At 71.4% G+C, this 15808-nt stretch carries 16 protein-coding genes and 1 riboswitch; of the genes, 9 read left to right on the top strand and 7 right to left on the bottom strand.

What is annotated here, in order from left to right; all coding sequences use genetic code 11:
* Positions 1–59 precede the first annotated feature (59 nt).
* A complete protein-coding gene (locus BM424_RS02165) occupies positions 60–914 on the top strand; it encodes a LysR substrate-binding domain-containing protein (protein ID WP_093413290.1) in 855 nt (284 codons plus the stop codon).
* Between the two features lie 324 nt (positions 915–1238).
* Here the strand turns inward: BM424_RS02165 and BM424_RS02160 are convergent, their stop codons facing one another.
* Positions 1239–1508 (bottom strand): DUF1876 domain-containing protein, encoded by a 270-nt coding sequence (locus BM424_RS02160; RefSeq protein WP_093413288.1) that lies wholly within the window; start codon positions 1506–1508, stop codon positions 1239–1241.
* A gap of 183 nt (positions 1509–1691) precedes the next feature.
* Positions 1692–1816, top strand: a riboswitch (cobalamin riboswitch).
* Between the two features lie 97 nt (positions 1817–1913).
* On the opposite strand from BM424_RS02160, the gene BM424_RS02155 reads away from it, so the two are divergent.
* The 4 genes from BM424_RS02155 to cobA are packed head-to-tail and all read left to right on the top strand — an operon-like array spanning position 1914 to position 5669.
* Entirely contained in the window at positions 1914–2948 is a 1035-nt protein-coding gene (locus BM424_RS02155; RefSeq protein WP_245775552.1) for a HoxN/HupN/NixA family nickel/cobalt transporter, read from the top strand.
* Positions 2949–2963: 15 nt separating this feature from the next.
* Positions 2964–3575, top strand: a complete 612-nt coding sequence (locus BM424_RS02150) for a precorrin-8X methylmutase (protein ID WP_093413285.1) — start codon at positions 2964–2966, stop codon at positions 3573–3575.
* On the top strand, positions 3572–4477 hold the full coding sequence (locus BM424_RS02145; RefSeq protein ID WP_093413284.1) for a sirohydrochlorin chelatase: 906 nt from the start codon (positions 3572–3574) through the stop codon (positions 4475–4477). The genes BM424_RS02150 and BM424_RS02145 overlap by 4 nt, the downstream gene beginning before the upstream one ends.
* Positions 4458–5669 (top strand): uroporphyrinogen-III C-methyltransferase, encoded by a 1212-nt coding sequence (cobA, locus tag BM424_RS02140; RefSeq protein WP_093413282.1) that lies wholly within the window; start codon positions 4458–4460, stop codon positions 5667–5669. Before BM424_RS02145 ends, cobA begins: the two co-directional genes overlap by 20 nt.
* 183 nt (positions 5670–5852) lie before the next feature.
* Here cobA and BM424_RS02135 read toward each other — a convergent pair whose 3' ends face one another.
* The 3 genes from BM424_RS02135 to BM424_RS02125 form a co-directional block, all read right to left on the bottom strand.
* On the bottom strand, positions 5853–7388 hold the full coding sequence (locus BM424_RS02135) for a DEAD/DEAH box helicase (protein WP_093413281.1): 1536 nt from the start codon (positions 7386–7388) through the stop codon (positions 5853–5855).
* Positions 7389–7605: 217 nt separating this feature from the next.
* Positions 7606–8349: a peroxide stress protein YaaA gene (gene yaaA / locus BM424_RS02130; protein WP_093413279.1), complete on the bottom strand. Its 744-nt coding sequence runs from the start codon at positions 8347–8349 to the stop codon at positions 7606–7608.
* A gap of 17 nt (positions 8350–8366) precedes the next feature.
* Positions 8367–9011, bottom strand: coding sequence for an endonuclease domain-containing protein (locus BM424_RS02125; protein ID WP_139273989.1), 645 nt, complete (start codon positions 9009–9011; stop codon positions 8367–8369).
* 584 nt (positions 9012–9595) lie between these two features.
* Here BM424_RS02125 and BM424_RS02120 point away from each other — a divergent pair.
* Complete coding sequence (locus tag BM424_RS02120) at positions 9596–11341, top strand: proline--tRNA ligase (protein WP_093413276.1); 1746 nt, start codon at positions 9596–9598, stop codon at positions 11339–11341.
* Positions 11342–11422: 81 nt separating this feature from the next.
* Positions 11423–12244, top strand: coding sequence for a phosphatidylinositol-specific phospholipase C/glycerophosphodiester phosphodiesterase family protein (locus BM424_RS02115; RefSeq protein WP_093413274.1), 822 nt, complete (start codon positions 11423–11425; stop codon positions 12242–12244).
* A gap of 117 nt (positions 12245–12361) precedes the next feature.
* On the opposite strand, the gene BM424_RS02110 is transcribed toward BM424_RS02115, so the two are convergent.
* On the bottom strand, positions 12362–12772 hold the full coding sequence (locus BM424_RS02110) for a YjbQ family protein (RefSeq protein ID WP_093413273.1): 411 nt from the start codon (positions 12770–12772) through the stop codon (positions 12362–12364).
* 58 nt (positions 12773–12830) lie between these two features.
* Between BM424_RS02110 and BM424_RS02105 the strand changes: the two genes are divergently transcribed.
* Both BM424_RS02105 and BM424_RS02100 read left to right on the top strand, forming a co-directional pair.
* Positions 12831–13856 (top strand): aminotransferase class V-fold PLP-dependent enzyme, encoded by a 1026-nt coding sequence (locus tag BM424_RS02105; RefSeq protein ID WP_093413271.1) that lies wholly within the window; start codon positions 12831–12833, stop codon positions 13854–13856.
* 61 nt (positions 13857–13917) lie between these two features.
* Positions 13918–14757 (top strand): hypothetical protein, encoded by an 840-nt coding sequence (locus BM424_RS02100; RefSeq protein WP_245775551.1) that lies wholly within the window; start codon positions 13918–13920, stop codon positions 14755–14757.
* Between the two features lie 4 nt (positions 14758–14761).
* On the opposite strand, the gene BM424_RS02095 is transcribed toward BM424_RS02100, so the two are convergent.
* Both BM424_RS02095 and BM424_RS02090 read right to left on the bottom strand, forming a co-directional pair.
* The gene (locus BM424_RS02095; protein ID WP_093413268.1) at positions 14762–15208 is read right to left on the bottom strand and encodes a ferritin-like domain-containing protein; all 447 of its coding nucleotides are present in this window, start codon (positions 15206–15208) and stop codon (positions 14762–14764) included.
* Positions 15205–15693, bottom strand: a complete 489-nt coding sequence (locus tag BM424_RS02090; RefSeq protein ID WP_093413266.1) for a hypothetical protein — start codon at positions 15691–15693, stop codon at positions 15205–15207. The genes BM424_RS02095 and BM424_RS02090 overlap by 4 nt, the downstream gene beginning before the upstream one ends.
* Between the last annotated feature and the right edge of the window lie 115 nt (positions 15694–15808).

The raw sequence follows: 15808 nt of genomic DNA, 5'->3' as shown, positions 1-15808 counted from the left end.
TCCAACAACGATAAGAGATCGCGATCGATCGCGAACGCTGATCGGTCTAGGCTGGGTGCATGAGTGCTGTGCTCGACGTCGTCGCGCTGCGCAGCCTGGTGGCCGTGGCCGACTGCGGCGGGTTCCACCGGGCCGCGGCGGCGCTGTACCTGACCCAGTCCGCGATCAGCCAGCACCTGCGCAAGCTGGAGCGGACCCTGGACCGCAAGCTGGTCGTCCGCGAGGGCAGGCAGGCCCGCTTCACCGCCGACGGCGAACTGCTGCTCGCCGAGGCCCGCCGCATCCTCGACGTGCACGACGACGCCGTGCGCAGGCTCGGCGCCGAGGGGCGCGGCACGCTCGTGTTCGGCTCCACCGAGCACGCCGCCGACCGGTTCCTGCCCGAGCTGGCCGCGGGGCTGCGCACGGCGTTCCCGGACCGCGAGATCCGCTTCCGCCTCGACCGCACGGCCCGGCTCGCCGACGCCGTCGATCGCGGGAACGTCGACATCGCGCTGCTCATCGACGACACCGTGGACGAGCGCAGCATCGACGCGGGCCGGTTCCGGCTGGAGTGGTTCTCGGCCCCGGAGTGGGAACCGCCCGCCGAGGACCGGCCGCTGCCGCTGGTGGTGTTCGACCAGCCCTGCACCCTGCGCAGGCACGCGATCGCGGCGATGGACGGGCTCGGCCGGGGCCCGGACCTCGTGTGCGAGGCCGCCGACCTCGCCGGCGTCCTGGCCGCGACCCGCGCGGGGCTGGGCGTGACGCTGCTGCCGTCGACCCGCACCCGGCCGGTCGGGCTGCTCGAACGCCGCGATCTGCCCCGCCTCGACCCGGTCGACCTCCGCGTCCGCGCCCGCCCGGGCCTGCCCCCGGACGTCCCCGCGGCCGCCGCCCGAGTGGTCCGCGAAGTCCTCACCGAAGTCGCATGACCTCACCCGGAGAACCCGGTGGGGGACAGTTTTCATGAAAACTGTCCGGTCCCCGAGAACCCGAAGTTTTCATGAAAACTGTCTCGACCTCGGGAACGGGAGGTTCTCATGAAAACTGTCCCCCCACCGAAGGTGGTCACCTCCCGAAGGACCTCCGTTCACGAGGGAACCCGGAAGTTTTCATGAAAACCTCCGGGTTCCTGAGGGATGACAGTTTTCATGAAAACTTCGATCTTCTGAGGGGGTCGTGAGGGGGATTTCACCTCCTGGGGTGGGGGAGGTTTTCATGAAAACCTCCCGTCGTGGGTGGAGTGGGCGACGGTCTCAGGCCGGGAGGTGGACTCGCCGGTGGAGTCGGTCCCCGATGTCGCTGGAGGCGTGGTCGAGGAGCTTGTGGCCGAGCTCGAACAGGGCGCGGGCGATGGCGATCTCGTCGCCGATCTGCGGCACCTCGGGATCGTCGGGGTGCCTGCGCGCCGCGCCGTGACCGTGCAGCGGCTGCCCGCCCGGCGTGGTGAAGCCGACGTCGGCGGTCGTCTTCGCTCCCGCCTCCACGACCTGCAGGTTCAGCGTGATCGAGTGCGTCTCGTTCATGGTGGCCTCCTTGACGCGCCTGGAGCCGGAGCACGCGGCTCACCCGACCGAGTACCCCCGATGGAGGCGGTTGAAAGCGCCTTCGGCGGAGCGATGCACCCCAGGAGATCACTCAACGTGATCGATTTCACCAGGTTTGACCTCGGACCGTAGATCAGGCAAGGATGACTGTCGCCGACAGTGCAGGAACCCGGTGCGAGTCCGGGACGGTCCCGCCACTGTGACCGGGGAGTGGTCCCCACCCATCGCCACGGCTGCCACCAGCTGGAAGGCGGGGGAACCACGCTGATCCGGGAGTCAGGACACTGCGCGCCGGCCCCGCGCCGCGAACCCGCGGCGCGCGGCCACCGAACCCCGGGCGGGAGAACCCAGGAGGTCGGAGATCCCATGAGTCGGGATGCCGAAGTGAGCCGGCGCACCGCCGGCTGGGGCGCGCGCGAGCGCCGCAAGTCCGCGGTCCTGCTGGCCGCGATCGGAGCACTGCACCTCGCCGGATGGGGTGCCTACCTGCTGCACGAGCAGGCCTTCAGCGCCGCCGGGGGCCTCGCCGCCGCCGGCACCACCGCCTACCTGCTCGGCCTGCGGCACGGCTTCGACGCCGACCACGTCGCCGTCATCGACGACGCCACCCGGCTGCTCATGCAGCGCGGGAGGCGCCCGGTGTCCACCGGCATGTGGTTCGCTCTCGGCCACGCCAGCGTCGTGCTGCTGCTGGCCTGCGGCGTCGCCTTCATCGCCGGACCCGCCGCCCAGCAGTGGGCCGAGCAGACCGGCGTGCGGATGGCCACCTTCGTCGATCTCGTCGTCGTGGCCGTGCTGGCCACCCTCGCCGTGCTCAACGCGCTCGTGCTGCGCGACGCGTGGCGGCTGCTGCGCCGCGCCCGCAACGGCGGCGTCGACGAGGCGGAGGTCGAACTCGTCCTCGGCCGTCGCGGACTGCTCGCGCGCGTGCTGCGCGGCCGGATGCGGGGAGTCGCCCGCTCCTGGCACCTGTTCGGCATCGGCCTGCTGTTCGGCCTCGGGATGCAGACCGCCACCGAGATCACGGTGCTGGCGATGGTCGCTCCCGGCGCGAACCTCTCGGCCATCGCCGTGCTGAGCCTCCCGCTGCTGTTCGCCGCCGGGATGTGCACTGTGGACAGCGTGGACGGCATGCTGATGTCCCGCGCCTACACCTGGTCGCTGGCCCGCCCGCTGCGGCGGCTGTGGGTGAACGTCACCACCACCGCGCTGACCGTCGGCCTCGCCGCCCTGGTCGCCTTCGTCGTCCTCTGCGGCCTGCTGGCCGACCTGGGCGTGGACTTCCTGGGCGGCATCGCGGCCATCTCGGAGGAGTTCGAGCTGCTCGGCTACCTGACGCTCGCGCTGTTCCTGCTGGTCTGGGGCGGTGCGGCCATGTGGTGGCGGTTCACCGCCCGAAAAAGCGCGGAAATCGCATAGGGAACAGGGAAGACCATGAGGCGCACAGTCCATCCGATCGAGACCGAGTCCTACCGGATCATGCGGTCGCGAGCCGACTTCGACCGGTTCGCACCGCTGACCCGGGCGGTCGTCGAACGCGTCGTGCACACCACCGCCGACCCCAGCTGGACCGGTGAGGTCGTCGCCGACGAGGACGCGCTGCGGCAGGGCCGCGACGCCCTGCTGTCCGGGGCGCCGCTGATCACCGACGTGCGCATGGTCGCCTCCGGCATCACCGCCCGCGAGGTCACCATCGGTCTGGACTTCCCCGGCGTCGCCGAGCTCGCCGCGTCCGAGGGGCTGACCCGCTCCGCGGCCGGGATGCGGCTGGCCGCCCGCGAGCACCCGCGCGGCGCCGTGTGGGCCGTCGGCAACGCCCCCACCGCGCTCACCGAACTCCTCCGGCTCGCCGAGACCGGCGAGCTGGAACCGGCGCTGATCATCGGCGTGCCCGTCGGGTTCGTCGGTGCCGTCGACAGTAAGGCCGCTCTGCGGCGCAGCGGCCTGCCGGCCGTGAGCACCCTGACCGAACGCGGTGGCGCGGCGATCGCCGCAGCCGCCGTCAACGCCCTGCTCTACTGGGCAGAACCTGGAGGTAACCGGTGACCGAACCGCTGCTGGTCGTGGGCCACGGCACGGTGGACGAACGAGGCGTGGCCGAGTTCCACTCCTTCCTGGAGCGGCTCAAGGCGCGCATGACCGCCGCCGGCGTCGACGCCTCCGGCGGCTTCATCGAGCTGTCCGCTCCCGCGGTCACCGAGGCCTGGACCGAGCTCACCGACGCAGGCCACCGCCGGATGGCCGCGGTGCCGCTGGTGCTCGTCGCCGCCGGTCACGGCAAGGGCGACATCCCCGCCGCGCTGGAGCGCGAGGTCCGCCGCCACCCGGGCACGTCGTTCGTCTTCGGACGCCCCCTCGGCCCGCACCCGATCCTGCTGGACCTGCTCGCCGAGCGGATCGCCGAGCAGGCCCCGCGCGAGGAATGGGCCGACACGGCAGTGGTTCTCGTCGGCCGCGGCTCCACCGACCCCGACGCCAACGCCGAGGTGTGCAAGGTCTCACGCCTCTTGCAGGAGACCTGCGGCTTCGACACTGTTGAGACCGCGTTCATCTCCCTGGCATCGCCGGACGTCCCTGGCGGGCTGGACCGGGCTCGCAAGCTCGGGGCCAAGCGCGTCGTGGTGGCCCCGTACTTCCTGTTCGACGGCGTGCTGCCGCAGCGCGTCGTGACGCAGGCGCGCGAGTGGTCCCAGACCGCACCGGAGCTCGAGCTCCACGTCGCCGGGTATTTGGGAGACTGCGATGCCCTGGTCGACCTCGTCGTGGAGCGCTACCACGAGGCCCTGCACGGCGACATCCGGATGAACTGCGACACCTGCGCGTACCGGGTGCTGCTGCCGGGCTTCGAGGACAAACTGGGTGCACCGCAGACGCCGCACCACCACCCCGACGACCCGACCGGACACGGTCACGCACACGGACACGCACATGGCCACTCCATCGGATAACCACTACCTCGCCGGACTCGACCTCGCCGGTCGCCGCGTCGTGGTGGTCGGTGCCGGGCCCGTCGCGCAGCGGCGGCTCCCCCGGCTGATCAAGGCGGGCGCCGCCGTCGAGGTGATCGCCCCGCAGGCGACGCCCGCCGTCGAGGCGCTGGCCGACGCCGGCGAGATCACCTGGAGCCGCCGCGACTACCGCGACGGCGACCTCGACGGCGCCTGGTACGCCGTGGCGGCGACCTCGTCCGACGAGGTCAACGCGGCCGTCGGCGCGGAAGCCGAGCGCGACCGGGTGTTCTGCGTCCGCTCCGACAACGCGACCGAGGGCAGCGCCGTCACGCCCGCCGTCGCCGAGCACGACGGGCTGCTGCTCGGCGTGCTCGCCGGAGGCAAGCCGCGCCGCAGCGCCGGCGTCCGCGACGCGCTGCTGGAGGCGATGCAGTCCGGTGTCGTCGACGAGCACCCCGAGCCGCACGCCCCCGGCGTCGCGCTGATCGGTGGCGGGCCCGGCTCACCGGACCTGATCACGGTGCGCGGGCGGCGGCTGCTGGCCAAGGCCGACGTGGTGCTCACCGACCACCTGGCGCCGCGCGAACTGCTGGAGGAGCTGGGGTCGCACGTCGAGGTCATCGACGTCTCGAAGATCCCCTACGGGCGCTCGGCGAGCCAGACCGTGATCAACGAGACGCTGATCGAGAAGGTCCGCGCCGGCAAGTTCGTCGCCCGGCTCAAGGGCGGCGACCCGTACCTGTTCGGGCGGGGCTTCGAGGAGCTGCTGGCCTGCGCCGAAGCCGGTGTCCCGGTGACCGTGGTCCCCGGCATCACCAGCGCGTTCTCGGCTCCGGCGATGGCCGACGTGCCGGTCACCCACCGCGGTGTGGCGCACGAGGCGGTCGTGGTCTCCGGCCACGTCGCCCCCGACGACGAGCGGTCCCTGGTGGACTGGGAAGCGCTGGCCCGGCTGCGCGGCACGCTGGTGCTGCTGATGGCGGTGCAGCGCATCGAGGCCTTCGCCGAGGTGCTGATCAAGAACGGCCGTCCGGCCGACACCCCGGTCGCGGTCGTCCAGGAGGCCACCACCGACGCCCAGCGCTCGGTGAAGACCACCCTGGAGCGGGTCGCCGACGACGTCCGCGCCCACGACATCAAACCGCCGGCGGTCATCGTCATCGGCCCGGTAGCAGGCCTCAAGGACTGACCCGCACCGACGAAGCGGCCCCCGCCGGAAACCCCCGGCAGGGGACGCTTTTCACATCACGAACCCGCTCTCGCCCTCGCCCCGGTCAAATACCGCGGTATTCGACCGGTCAAAAACCGCAGTTTTCGACCCGACGAATACCGCGGTTTTTGTCGGGTCGAATACCGCAGGTTTTGACCGCGGTCAGCGGGAGGTGTTGGTGCGGCGGGGGCGTCCAGAGCCGGTGGGGCGGCCGCCGCCGTTGGCGCCGCCTCGGCGGTTGCGGTTGGGGTTGCCGCCGCCGGAGCCCGAGCCGGTGCCCCGGCGGGCCGAATCTCCGCCTCGGCGGGTGGGTTCGGTGCCTCGCGGGGAGCGCTGGGGGCGGTGTTCGCCTCGGGACCTGGCCGGCTTGGGCTGCTGGCGCTGCGGGGTGGCCAGCGGGGTGCCGGACGGTTCGCGGGCACCGGTGAGGCGGGCGAGTTCGGCGTCGTGCGGCCGGATCTCGGTCGTGACGGCCGTGACGCCCGCCTGGTTGGCCATCGCGCGGAACGCCTGCTTCTGGTCGTCGGTCACCAGCGTCACCACCGTGCCGCTGGAACCGGCGCGTGCGGTGCGACCGGCGCGGTGCAGGTAGTCCTTCGGGTCCGCGGGCGGCTCGACGTGCACCACCAGGCTCACGTCGTCGATGTGGATGCCGCGCGCCGCGACGTTGGTGGCCACCAGCGTGCTCGACGAGGCGTTCTTGAACTCGTCGAGGATGCGGGTGCGCGCGTTCTGCGCCTTCCCGCCGTGCAGCGCACCGGCTTCGACGCCGACCGCGCGCAGCTTCTTGGCGAGCCGGTCCGCGTGGTGCTTGGTGCGCACGAACATGATGGTCCGGCCCTCGCGCGCGGCGATGCGGGCCAGCACCGTCTGCTTGTCGGTCGTCGACACCAGGAACTGGTGGTGCTCCATGCTGTCCACGCTCGCCGACGGCGGCGCCAGCGAGTGCACCACGGGATCGGTCATGTAGCGCTCGACGAGCTTGTCGACGTCACCGTCGAGCGTCGCGGAGAACAGCAGCCGCTGCCCGTCGGACGGGACGTGGTCGAGGATTTCCCGAACCTGCGGCAGAAAACCCATGTCGGCCATCTGATCCGCCTCGTCGAGCGCGGTTCGCTCCACTTCGGACAGATCGCAGGTGCCCTGGCGCAGGTGGTCGTTGAGCCGGCCCGGCGTGGCCACCAGGACGTCCACGCCGCGACGCAGCGTGTCGACCTGCCGGTTGAACGACGTGCCGCCCACGACCTCGCGGACGTACAGGCCCAGCGCCTTGGCCAGCGGCTTGAGCGAGTCGGTGACCTGCGTGGCCAGCTCGCGCGTCGGCACCAGGACCAGGCTGCGCGGACGCATCGGCTGCGCGTTGCCGCTCTGCATCGCCAGCAGCGGCAGCCCGAACGCCAGCGTCTTGCCGGAACCCGTCTGGCCGCGACCGAGCACGTCCCGGCCGGTCAGCGCGTCCGGGATCGTCGCGGCCTGGATCGGGAAGGCCTCGCGCATCCCGTTGTCGTGCAGCGCGCGGACCAGGCGCTTCGGCAGGCCCAGGTCGGCGAACGGCGCCGGGTCGACGGCGGTCACACCGACCTCGTCGAACAGGCTGCGCTTCGCCGGCTTGGCGTTGCCCGCCTTGGCCTGCGGGCGACGTCGACGCGGACGTCCCTGCTGGCTGCGGCGTGCGGGCGTGGCGGAAGAAGAAGGCACGAAGAGAACTCCCCGGAAGTAGGCACGTCACGGGGAGAGCTTCGCGGTCGGTACCGCGGGCGATCACGAGGACGAGCCCGGCGCGATCTCGCGCCGATGGGTGGGCGAACGCGGCGGACGCCGCTCGCATTGCGGCCGAGTGCCGGCCGCGGACACCCCGCAGTCTATCCGACCGGTCCCGGTCTCCCGGGCGCAGGCGCCTGTGCCGAACGTCTCGTCAGGCCGAGACGACGACGCAGAGCTTGCGGTCGGCCTCCCGCTCCACCCGCAGACCCGCTTCGGAGGCGACGTCCACGACGTCCTCGACGGTGGCCGGTTCCTCCACCGCGCAGGCCAGCGCCCGCGCCAGCCGCCCCTTGTGGGACTTGTTGTGGTGGCTGACGACCTTGCGCTTGCCGGAGGAATCCTCCGACAGCACCCGCACCTCGACCGCGCCGGGAACCTTGGCCAGCGCCGCGTAGGCGCCCGAGCGCAGATCGACGACGAGGTCGTCGGCGGCGGCCAGCACCGGCTCCAGCACCGGTCGCCACACGCTGCGCAGCGTTCCCAGGCCCGGCAGCGAGCCGCCGCCGGAGAGCCGGTAGGCGGGGATCGAGTCGGTCCCGCGCGCCAGCCCGAACAGCGCCGAGGCCACCGCGAGCCGCGCATCGGCCTGCTTGCGCTGCGCGGGCTCCAGCGAACCGATGTCCAGGGCGTCGTAGAGCACCCCGGTGTAGCGCTCCAGCGCGGGCGTCGTCGGGGAGGTCCACAGCTCGGCGTTGCGCTCCACCTCGTTGACCTGGCGCTCGGAAATCCCCAGAACCTCGAGACTTCGCGGCACGTCACCGGCCAAAGTGGACAGCGCGTCGACGAGCTCGCGCCGGGTCTCGTTCAGCTCGGGGTGCGACAGGGCGTCCAGGTCCAGCGGAGCACCGTCCCCACCCGCGGCCTTGGTCTCCGAAGGAGGCAGCAGAACCAACACACCACCAGGGTAAGCGCTCACGCAGCCACCCCTCCCCGCCACCTGACAGCAGCCGCGACCTCGGCGATGACCTTCTTGAGCCCGCCGTTGAGATCCTCGTTGGTCACCACGAACACCAGCCAGCCCAGATCGCGCAGCCGCTGGTAGCGCTCCAGGTCCCGCGCGGCCCGCTCGGGCTCGGCGTGAAGTCCACCGTTGTACTCCACGGCGACCTTGGCCTCCTCGAACGCGAGATCCAGCCGTGCGACGAACCGGTCCCCGTCGTAGACCTCCACCTGCGGTTCGGGATGCAGCCCGCTCAGGTTGAACTCGACCCGCAGGACCGATTCGGGCAGTGATTCCGCGCGTTCGTCGAGGTACGGCAGGTGCAGCCAGGCGCGCCGGATCCCGGCGTCGTGCCGCCCGGTCAGGAACGCCGCGATCGCGTCGACCCCGATGACCCCGGCGTGCAGCAGGGCGTCGACCTGCGCGACCGCGCGGCTGATCGACCGCTGCCTGAGCAGGTCCAACGCGATCCGCGCGAACCCCGCCACCCCCACTCCGCGCCACGGCGAGTGCTCGGCCTCACCGACCCGAACCGAGGAGCAGGACACGCCCTTCCTGCGCATCATCAATGTGTTCGTCGGCACGATGACGTCCACCGGCGTCGAGAAGTCCGCCAACGGCACTCCTCGTAGCGTTGCGGCGGACCGGCCTGTGATGACCGATCCTTCGGGCAAGGTCTTCGCCACGGCCGCGCATTTGAGCTCGTGCGTGAGCGGTGTGTCCTTGGTCGTGTACACGCCCTGCATGACGCGCAGGAACCAGTATTTGAGGTGTCGGTCCTTGAGGTTTGCCGCGATGGCGTCGCAACGTCGGAAGACGAAGATCGAGCCATCGGGGATGATCGGCGGCTGCTGCGGTTTTCTCACGCAGTTAAAGAGGCGAAACCACCCCCGTCAGATACACCAAACCCCAAATCCCCCACAGAATCCCCACCAACGTGTGACCTCCGAACGAAAACCCCGGTTTTCGCGTCGACGAATGTCGCGGTTTTTGACGTGTCGAAAACCCCGGTTTTCGTGCGATGGATGTTGCAGTTTTTGACCTGGGTCGAGTGGGGATGGGGTGGAAATGGGTTTGACCTGGTTGTTTGGGGGTGGGGAGGATGGGGTGGTGGTTGGGGTGACCGCGCAGCCGTGCTGGTGACGGGGGTCGCTACCCTGCCTGTATTCCCTTACTTCGGTCGAACTAGGAGCCGGTAGCCGTGATCACGAGGATGTCGACGTTGTTCCTGCGTACGTTGCGCGAGGATCCGGCCGACGCCGAGGTGCCGAGCCACAAGCTGCTCGTGCGGGCCGGCTACGTGCGGCGCATCGCGCCGGGCATCTACTCGTGGCTGCCGCTGGGTCTGCGCGTGCTGCGGCGCGTCGAGGAGATCGTGCGCCAGGAGATGGACGCGATCGGCGCGCAGGAGATCCACTTCCCGGCGCTGCTGCCCAAGGAGCCCTACGAGGCGACCAACCGGTGGACCGAGTACGGCCCCAACCTGTTCCGCCTCAAGGACCGCAAGAACGCCGACTACCTCCTCGGTCCGACGCACGAGGAGCTGTTCACCCTGACCGTCAAGGGCGAGTACAGCTCCTACAAGGACTACCCGGTCATGCTGTACCAGATCCAGACCAAGTACCGGGACGAGGAGCGGCCCCGCGCGGGCATCCTGCGCGGCCGCGAGTTCGTGATGAAGGACTCCTACTCCTTCGACATCGACGACGAGGGCCTGTCGGAGTCCTACCGCAAGCACCGCGACGCCTACATCAAGATCTTCGACCGGGTGGGTCTGCGCTACGTGATCGTGGCCGCCACCTCGGGCGCGATGGGCGGTTCGGCCTCCGAGGAGTTCCTGGCCGAGAGCGCGACCGGTGAGGACACCTTCGTCCGCAGCACCGGTTCCGGCTTCGCCGCGAACGTCGAGGCCGTGGTCACGCCCGCCCCGCCCGCCGAGTCCGTCGAGGACAAGCCGGCCGCGGAGGTCCACCACACGCCGAGCACGCCGACCATCGAGTCGCTGGTGGACTTCCTCAACGCCAACACCGACCGCAAGTTCACCGCCGCCGACACCCTGAAGAACGTGCTGGTCAAGACCCGCCGCCCGGGTGCCCAGGAGTGGGAGCTGCTGGCTATCGGCGTTCCCGGCGACCGCGAGGTCGACATGAAGCGCCTCGAGGCCTCGCTGGAGCCCGCCGAGGTGGCGCTGCTGGAGGAGTCGGACTTCGCCGCGAACCCGTTCCTCGTCAAGGGCTACATCGGCCCGAAGGCGCTGCAGGACAACGGTGTTCGCTACCTGGTCGACCCGCGCGTGGTCACCGGCACGGCGTGGGTGACCGGCGCCGACAAGACCGACCACCACGTGCTGGACCTGGTGTGCGGCCGCGACTTCACCCCCGACGGCACGATCGAGGCCGCCGAGGTCCGCGAGGGCGACCCGTCGCCCGACGGCAACGGCACGCTGGTCGCGGCGCGCGGCATCGAGATCGGCCACATCTTCCAGCTGGGCCGCAAGTACTCCGACGCGTTCGGCCTGGACGCGCTCGGCCAGGACGGCAAGCCCAAGCGCATCACCATGGGTTCCTACGGCGTCGGCGTGTCCCGCCTGGTGGCGGCGATCGCCGAGCAGAGTCACGACGACATGGGTCTGGCGTGGCCGCGCGAGGTCGCCCCGGCCGACGTGCACGTGGTCATCGCGGGCAAGGACGAGACGGTCCGGGCGCGCGCCGAGGAGATGGCCGCCGAGCTCGACCGGGCCGGTGTGCAGGTGATGCTGGACGACCGCACGGTCTCGCCGGGCGTGAAGTTCGCCGACGCCGAGCTGGTCGGCATCCCGTCGATCCTGGTGGTCGGCAAGGGCCTGGCCAACGGTGTCGTCGAGGTCCGCGACCGGGCCTCCGGCGAGCGCACCGAGGTCGCCGCCGACGAGGCCGTGTCGCACCTGATCGGCGTGGTGCGTGGGTAAATCACGTCAGCGGGCCCGCTGAGCCGGGCGAGCGAACTAGCCTCCGGTGGTGATCAGCTGATCACCACCGGAGGCCTTTTCATGCGTTCCCTCACGCGTTTCCTGTTACCCGCGGTCGCGGCGCTGACCCTGCTCGCCCCCAGCGCGCACGCGGCCCCGGCCGAGGTCGAGCCGCTGCCGCAGGCGCACGCGCACAACGACTACCTGCACGAACGTCCGCTGCTGGACGCGCTGGACCACGGTTTCACCAGCGTCGAGGCCGACATCTACCCGCTGGGTGATCAGCTGCTGGTGGGGCACGACCCGTTCCAGCTGCGTCCCGACCGCACGATCGAGTCGCTCTACCTGGACCCGCTGCGGGAGCGCGTCAACTCGGGTGGCCTCTACCCGGGCCAGGACGTCGACTTCCAGCTGCTGGTCGACTTCAAGACCTTCGGCGAGGACGGCTACAAGCGGCTCGACGAGATCATGCGCGAGGACGAGTACGCGGGGCTGTTCACCCACTACGACAACGGCACCGTCACGAAAGGCCCGGTGACCGTGGTGATCTCGGGGGAGAAGCCCACCGAGTACGTCGAGGGCCAGACCGACCGCTACGCGTTCCTCGACGGCGGCACCGGCGGGTCGATCGGCGCCGACCCGGAGCTCGTCCCGCTGGTCTCCGACGACTGGACCGAGGTGTTCACCTGGAACGGCTCCGGCGACATGCCCGCCGAGGAGCGCGAGAAGCTGGAGCAGATCGTCGGCGACGCCCACGCCGCCGGGCAGCGCGTCCGCTTCTGGGCGACCCCCGACAGCGAGGGCGCCGAGCGCGAGGCCGTCTGGAACGTCCTGCGCGAGGTCGGCGTCGACCACATCAACACCGACGACCTCGCCGGTCTCCAAAGCTTCCTGACCAGCTGAAACTCCCCACCGCGCCGAAAACCCCGGCATTCGTCCCGTCGAAAACCCCGGTTTTCGCGCGCACGAAAACCGGGGTTTTCGACGCGACGAATGCTGCGGTTTTCGAACGGGGGTCGCTCAGCCGGGGAGGTAGCTGAGGCGGACCTTGCGGACCGGGTTGTCGATGTTGGTGTCGACGAGGCAGACCGATTGCCAGGTGCCCAGGGCCATGCGGCCCGACAGGACCGGGATCGTGGCGTAGGGCGGGACGAGCGCGGGCATGACGTGGTCGCGGCCGTGGCCGGGGGAGCCGTGGCGGTGCCGCCAGCGGTCGTCGCCCGGGAGGAGGTCCTTCAGAGCGGTGAGCAGGTCGTCGTCGCTGCCCGCGCCGGTCTCGATGATCGCCAGGCCCGCCGTCGCGTGCGGCACCCACAGGTTGAGCAGCCCGTCGCCCGCGCCCGCCGAAGCCAGGAACCGCGCGCACTCGTCGCGCAGGTCGCGGACCACCTCGCTGCCGCCGGTGCGGATCTCGATCTCTTCGCTGTGCATGCTCCAACCGTAGGCACACGCTCACCTCGCCGGCCCGATCGGTGCGAGGATGTCGGTCATGCGGAAGGCCTTCGACGCGGTTTTCGACGTCCCCGACGGATATCTCAACACCGCCAGCATCGGCATCCCACCGGCCGAGGCGGTGCGCGAGGTCTCCGAGGCCGTGCAGCGCTGGGGCAGCGGCCGGTCGGGCCCGGGTGACTTCGACGAGCACGTCGCGACCGCCCGCGACGCCTTCGCCCGCCTCGTCGGCGTGTCCCCCGACCGGGTCGCCATCGGCGCCAGCGCGTCCCAGGTGATCGGGCTCGTCGCGGCGAGCGTGCCGGACGGGGCGCGGGTGCTGGTGGCCCGCGGCGACTTCACCAGCGTGCTGTTCCCGTTCGCCGCGCAGGCCGACCGGGGCGTGACGGTCACTGAGGTCGAGCTCGACGAGATCGGTGACCACGCGCCGGAGTTCGACGTCGTCGCCGTCAGCGCCGTGCAGTCGATGGACGGCCGCATCGCCGACTTCGAAGCCCTCGAACTCGCCAAGCGCGAGCACGGCACCCGGGTCCTGTTCGACGTCACCCAGGCCGCGGGCTGGATGCCGCTGCGGCTGGACTGGGCCGACTGGGTCGCCGCGGCGGGCTACAAGTGGCTGATGGCACCGCGCGGCTCGGCGTGGCTGGCCGTGCACCCGGACGCCCCGCGCCCGGTGCCGCACAGCGCCAACTGGTACGCCGCCGAGGACCCGTGGGACGCCACCTACGGGCTGCCGCTGCGGCTGGCCGGCGACGCGCGCGGCCTGGACCTGTCGCCGGTGTGGCTGGCGCAGGTCGGCGCCGCGGCGTCGATGACGTGGCTGGCCTGTCGAGATCTCGCCGAGATCGCCGCGCACTGCACCGGACTGGCCGACGGGTTCCGCGCCGAGCTCGGCCTGCCGCCCGCCGGGTCCGCGATCGTGTCGCTGGCCAGGCCCGATGCGGTGGCCAAGCTCACCGAGGCCGGGATCGCCTGCGCAGGCAGGGGCGGCCGGACCAGGGTGTCGTTCCACCTGTACAACACTGCCGAGGACGTCGAACGGGCGGTTCGGGCACTGCTCTGATCAGCGCAACCGGGCATCGGGGTATCCGTCCCGTAATCCGTAACCGCTACCGTAGGCACTCGTGTCAGACCGACAGGGTGTGCCCGAGGACGTGACGGGATCACAGGGCAACGAGCAGCGCGAGACGGCGCCGCTGCGGCGGGACAACTCCTACATCAGGCAGGACCGCCCGGTGGCCACGCCGACGCCGGACCACGCGACCCGGCCGGTGATCACGCACTCACCGACGCCGCAGCAGCCGCCTCACCAGGCGCCGCAGCAGTCCTACCCGGGCACCAGCAGACAGCCGGTGCCGCCGCCCCCACCACCGCAGGGGCCGCAGAAGCGGGTCACGCCGATGGGCTGGGCCCTGCGCGGGCTCGTCCTGGTGCTCGTCGCGGTGGTGTCCGGTCTGATCTGGAGCGCCATCAAGCCGGACGACGAGGTCGCCGCGCCCGCGCCGCCGCAGCTGCGCTACGACTTCACCCTGGTCCGCAAGGAGGAGGCCTTCCAGGGCTGCAAGGGCGTCTCCACCGACGACATCCAGAAGTACTTCGCCAAGCAGGAGTGCGACCACCTCACCCGCGCCCTGTACACCACGACGCTGCCCGACGGCCGCCGCGTGCTCACCTCGGTGATCACCGTGCTGATGCCGACGCCGCAGGTCGCCTCCCAGCTCAACGAGCTCACCACCAAGGACGGCACCGGCAACATCCGGGACCTGGTCGACGACGAGCGCGACGGCACCAAGGACATGCCCGACCTCGACGACGCCGCCTACGCCTCGGGACGGCAGGACCGGCTCGTGGTGATCGGCGACTCGGCGTTCTTCGGCAAGTCCTCGAAGAAGGACCCGGCGCTGAGCGACGTCACCAACGAGGCCCTCAAGCTGGGCTGGCCCCAGGACCAGGCCCCGAAGTAGTCCCTCAGCGCTGGCCGGGGAAGTGCTCGACGGCGGGCTGGCGTCCCAGCGTCAGCCGCCAGCGGGTCGCGCGGGTGGCCGAGGTGGTCAGCCCGTCCAGCGCGGTGCGGCGCAGGCCCGCGTCCTCGGTGTTGTCGAGGACCGAGCGCCAGCCGACCTCGCAGTCGCCCTCGGCGGTGATGAGCAGCTCGATCGCGCTCGACTGGTTCCGCACGTCGCCGCCGACCTCGTAGGCGGGCTGGGCGGGCGTGGGCGTCAGGCCCGCCTGCCGCATCGCCTGCTCGGCGGTGTCGCGGAGCCGTTCGTGCTGGTCGACGGCTTCCTCGATCGCGTCGCGCACCCGTGACTCGCCGACGAAGGCGTTGGCCAGGCCGTAGACCCACAGGGCCGCGTGCTCGGCGCCCAGCGCGTCGCCGAGGGCCTTGCCCGCCTGCTCGGACAGCTCGCTCATCCCAGCACCTCCTGCAAGCACGCGCAGCCGGCCGAGACCGAGGCGACCAGGCCCGCGCGGTAGCCGGGAAGCCCGGGGACGAGGTCCGCCGCCTTCTGCTGGGCCTCGCGCATCGCGCTGCGCAGCGCGTCGGCGGCCGCGGACGCCGAGGAGGGCGCCTTCTTCGGCGCCGGGTCGGGCACCGACGGCGGGTCGTCGGGGTCGCGCGGGGCGAGGCGGTCGATCTCCCGCTGCAGCGCGGTGGCGTGCGCGGTGCGCGCGGCCGCCAGCTCGCGGGCGGTCTCGGCGAGTCCGGAGTGGGTCCGCGCGATCGACTCGGCCAGCGCGGCGTCGGCCTTGGCGGCCGTGGCCAGCGGAAGCAGCTGGTCGGGCTCGTCGGAGCCGGTGCCGCAGGCGCTCAGCGCGGCCACCGCGGGCGCCGCCGCGATCCACCGCAGGACGCGCCGGCGTTCGAGGACCGAACGGGATGCGCGGGAGAGTTCCACGGCGACCTATCCTGCCAGCACCCGCGATCATCGCGCGCACCCTGGGTGCCACCGGGAGAGCGGGTCGGACAGGTGACCCGTTCGGGGTCCCGGGCGATCCGCCGATCGTTGGGGT

The sequence above is a fragment of the Saccharopolyspora flava genome (genome assembly GCF_900116135.1).
Lineage (GTDB): Bacteria > Actinomycetota > Actinomycetes > Mycobacteriales > Pseudonocardiaceae > Saccharopolyspora > Saccharopolyspora flava.
This window is presented reverse-complemented; position numbering and strand designations above follow the sequence as displayed.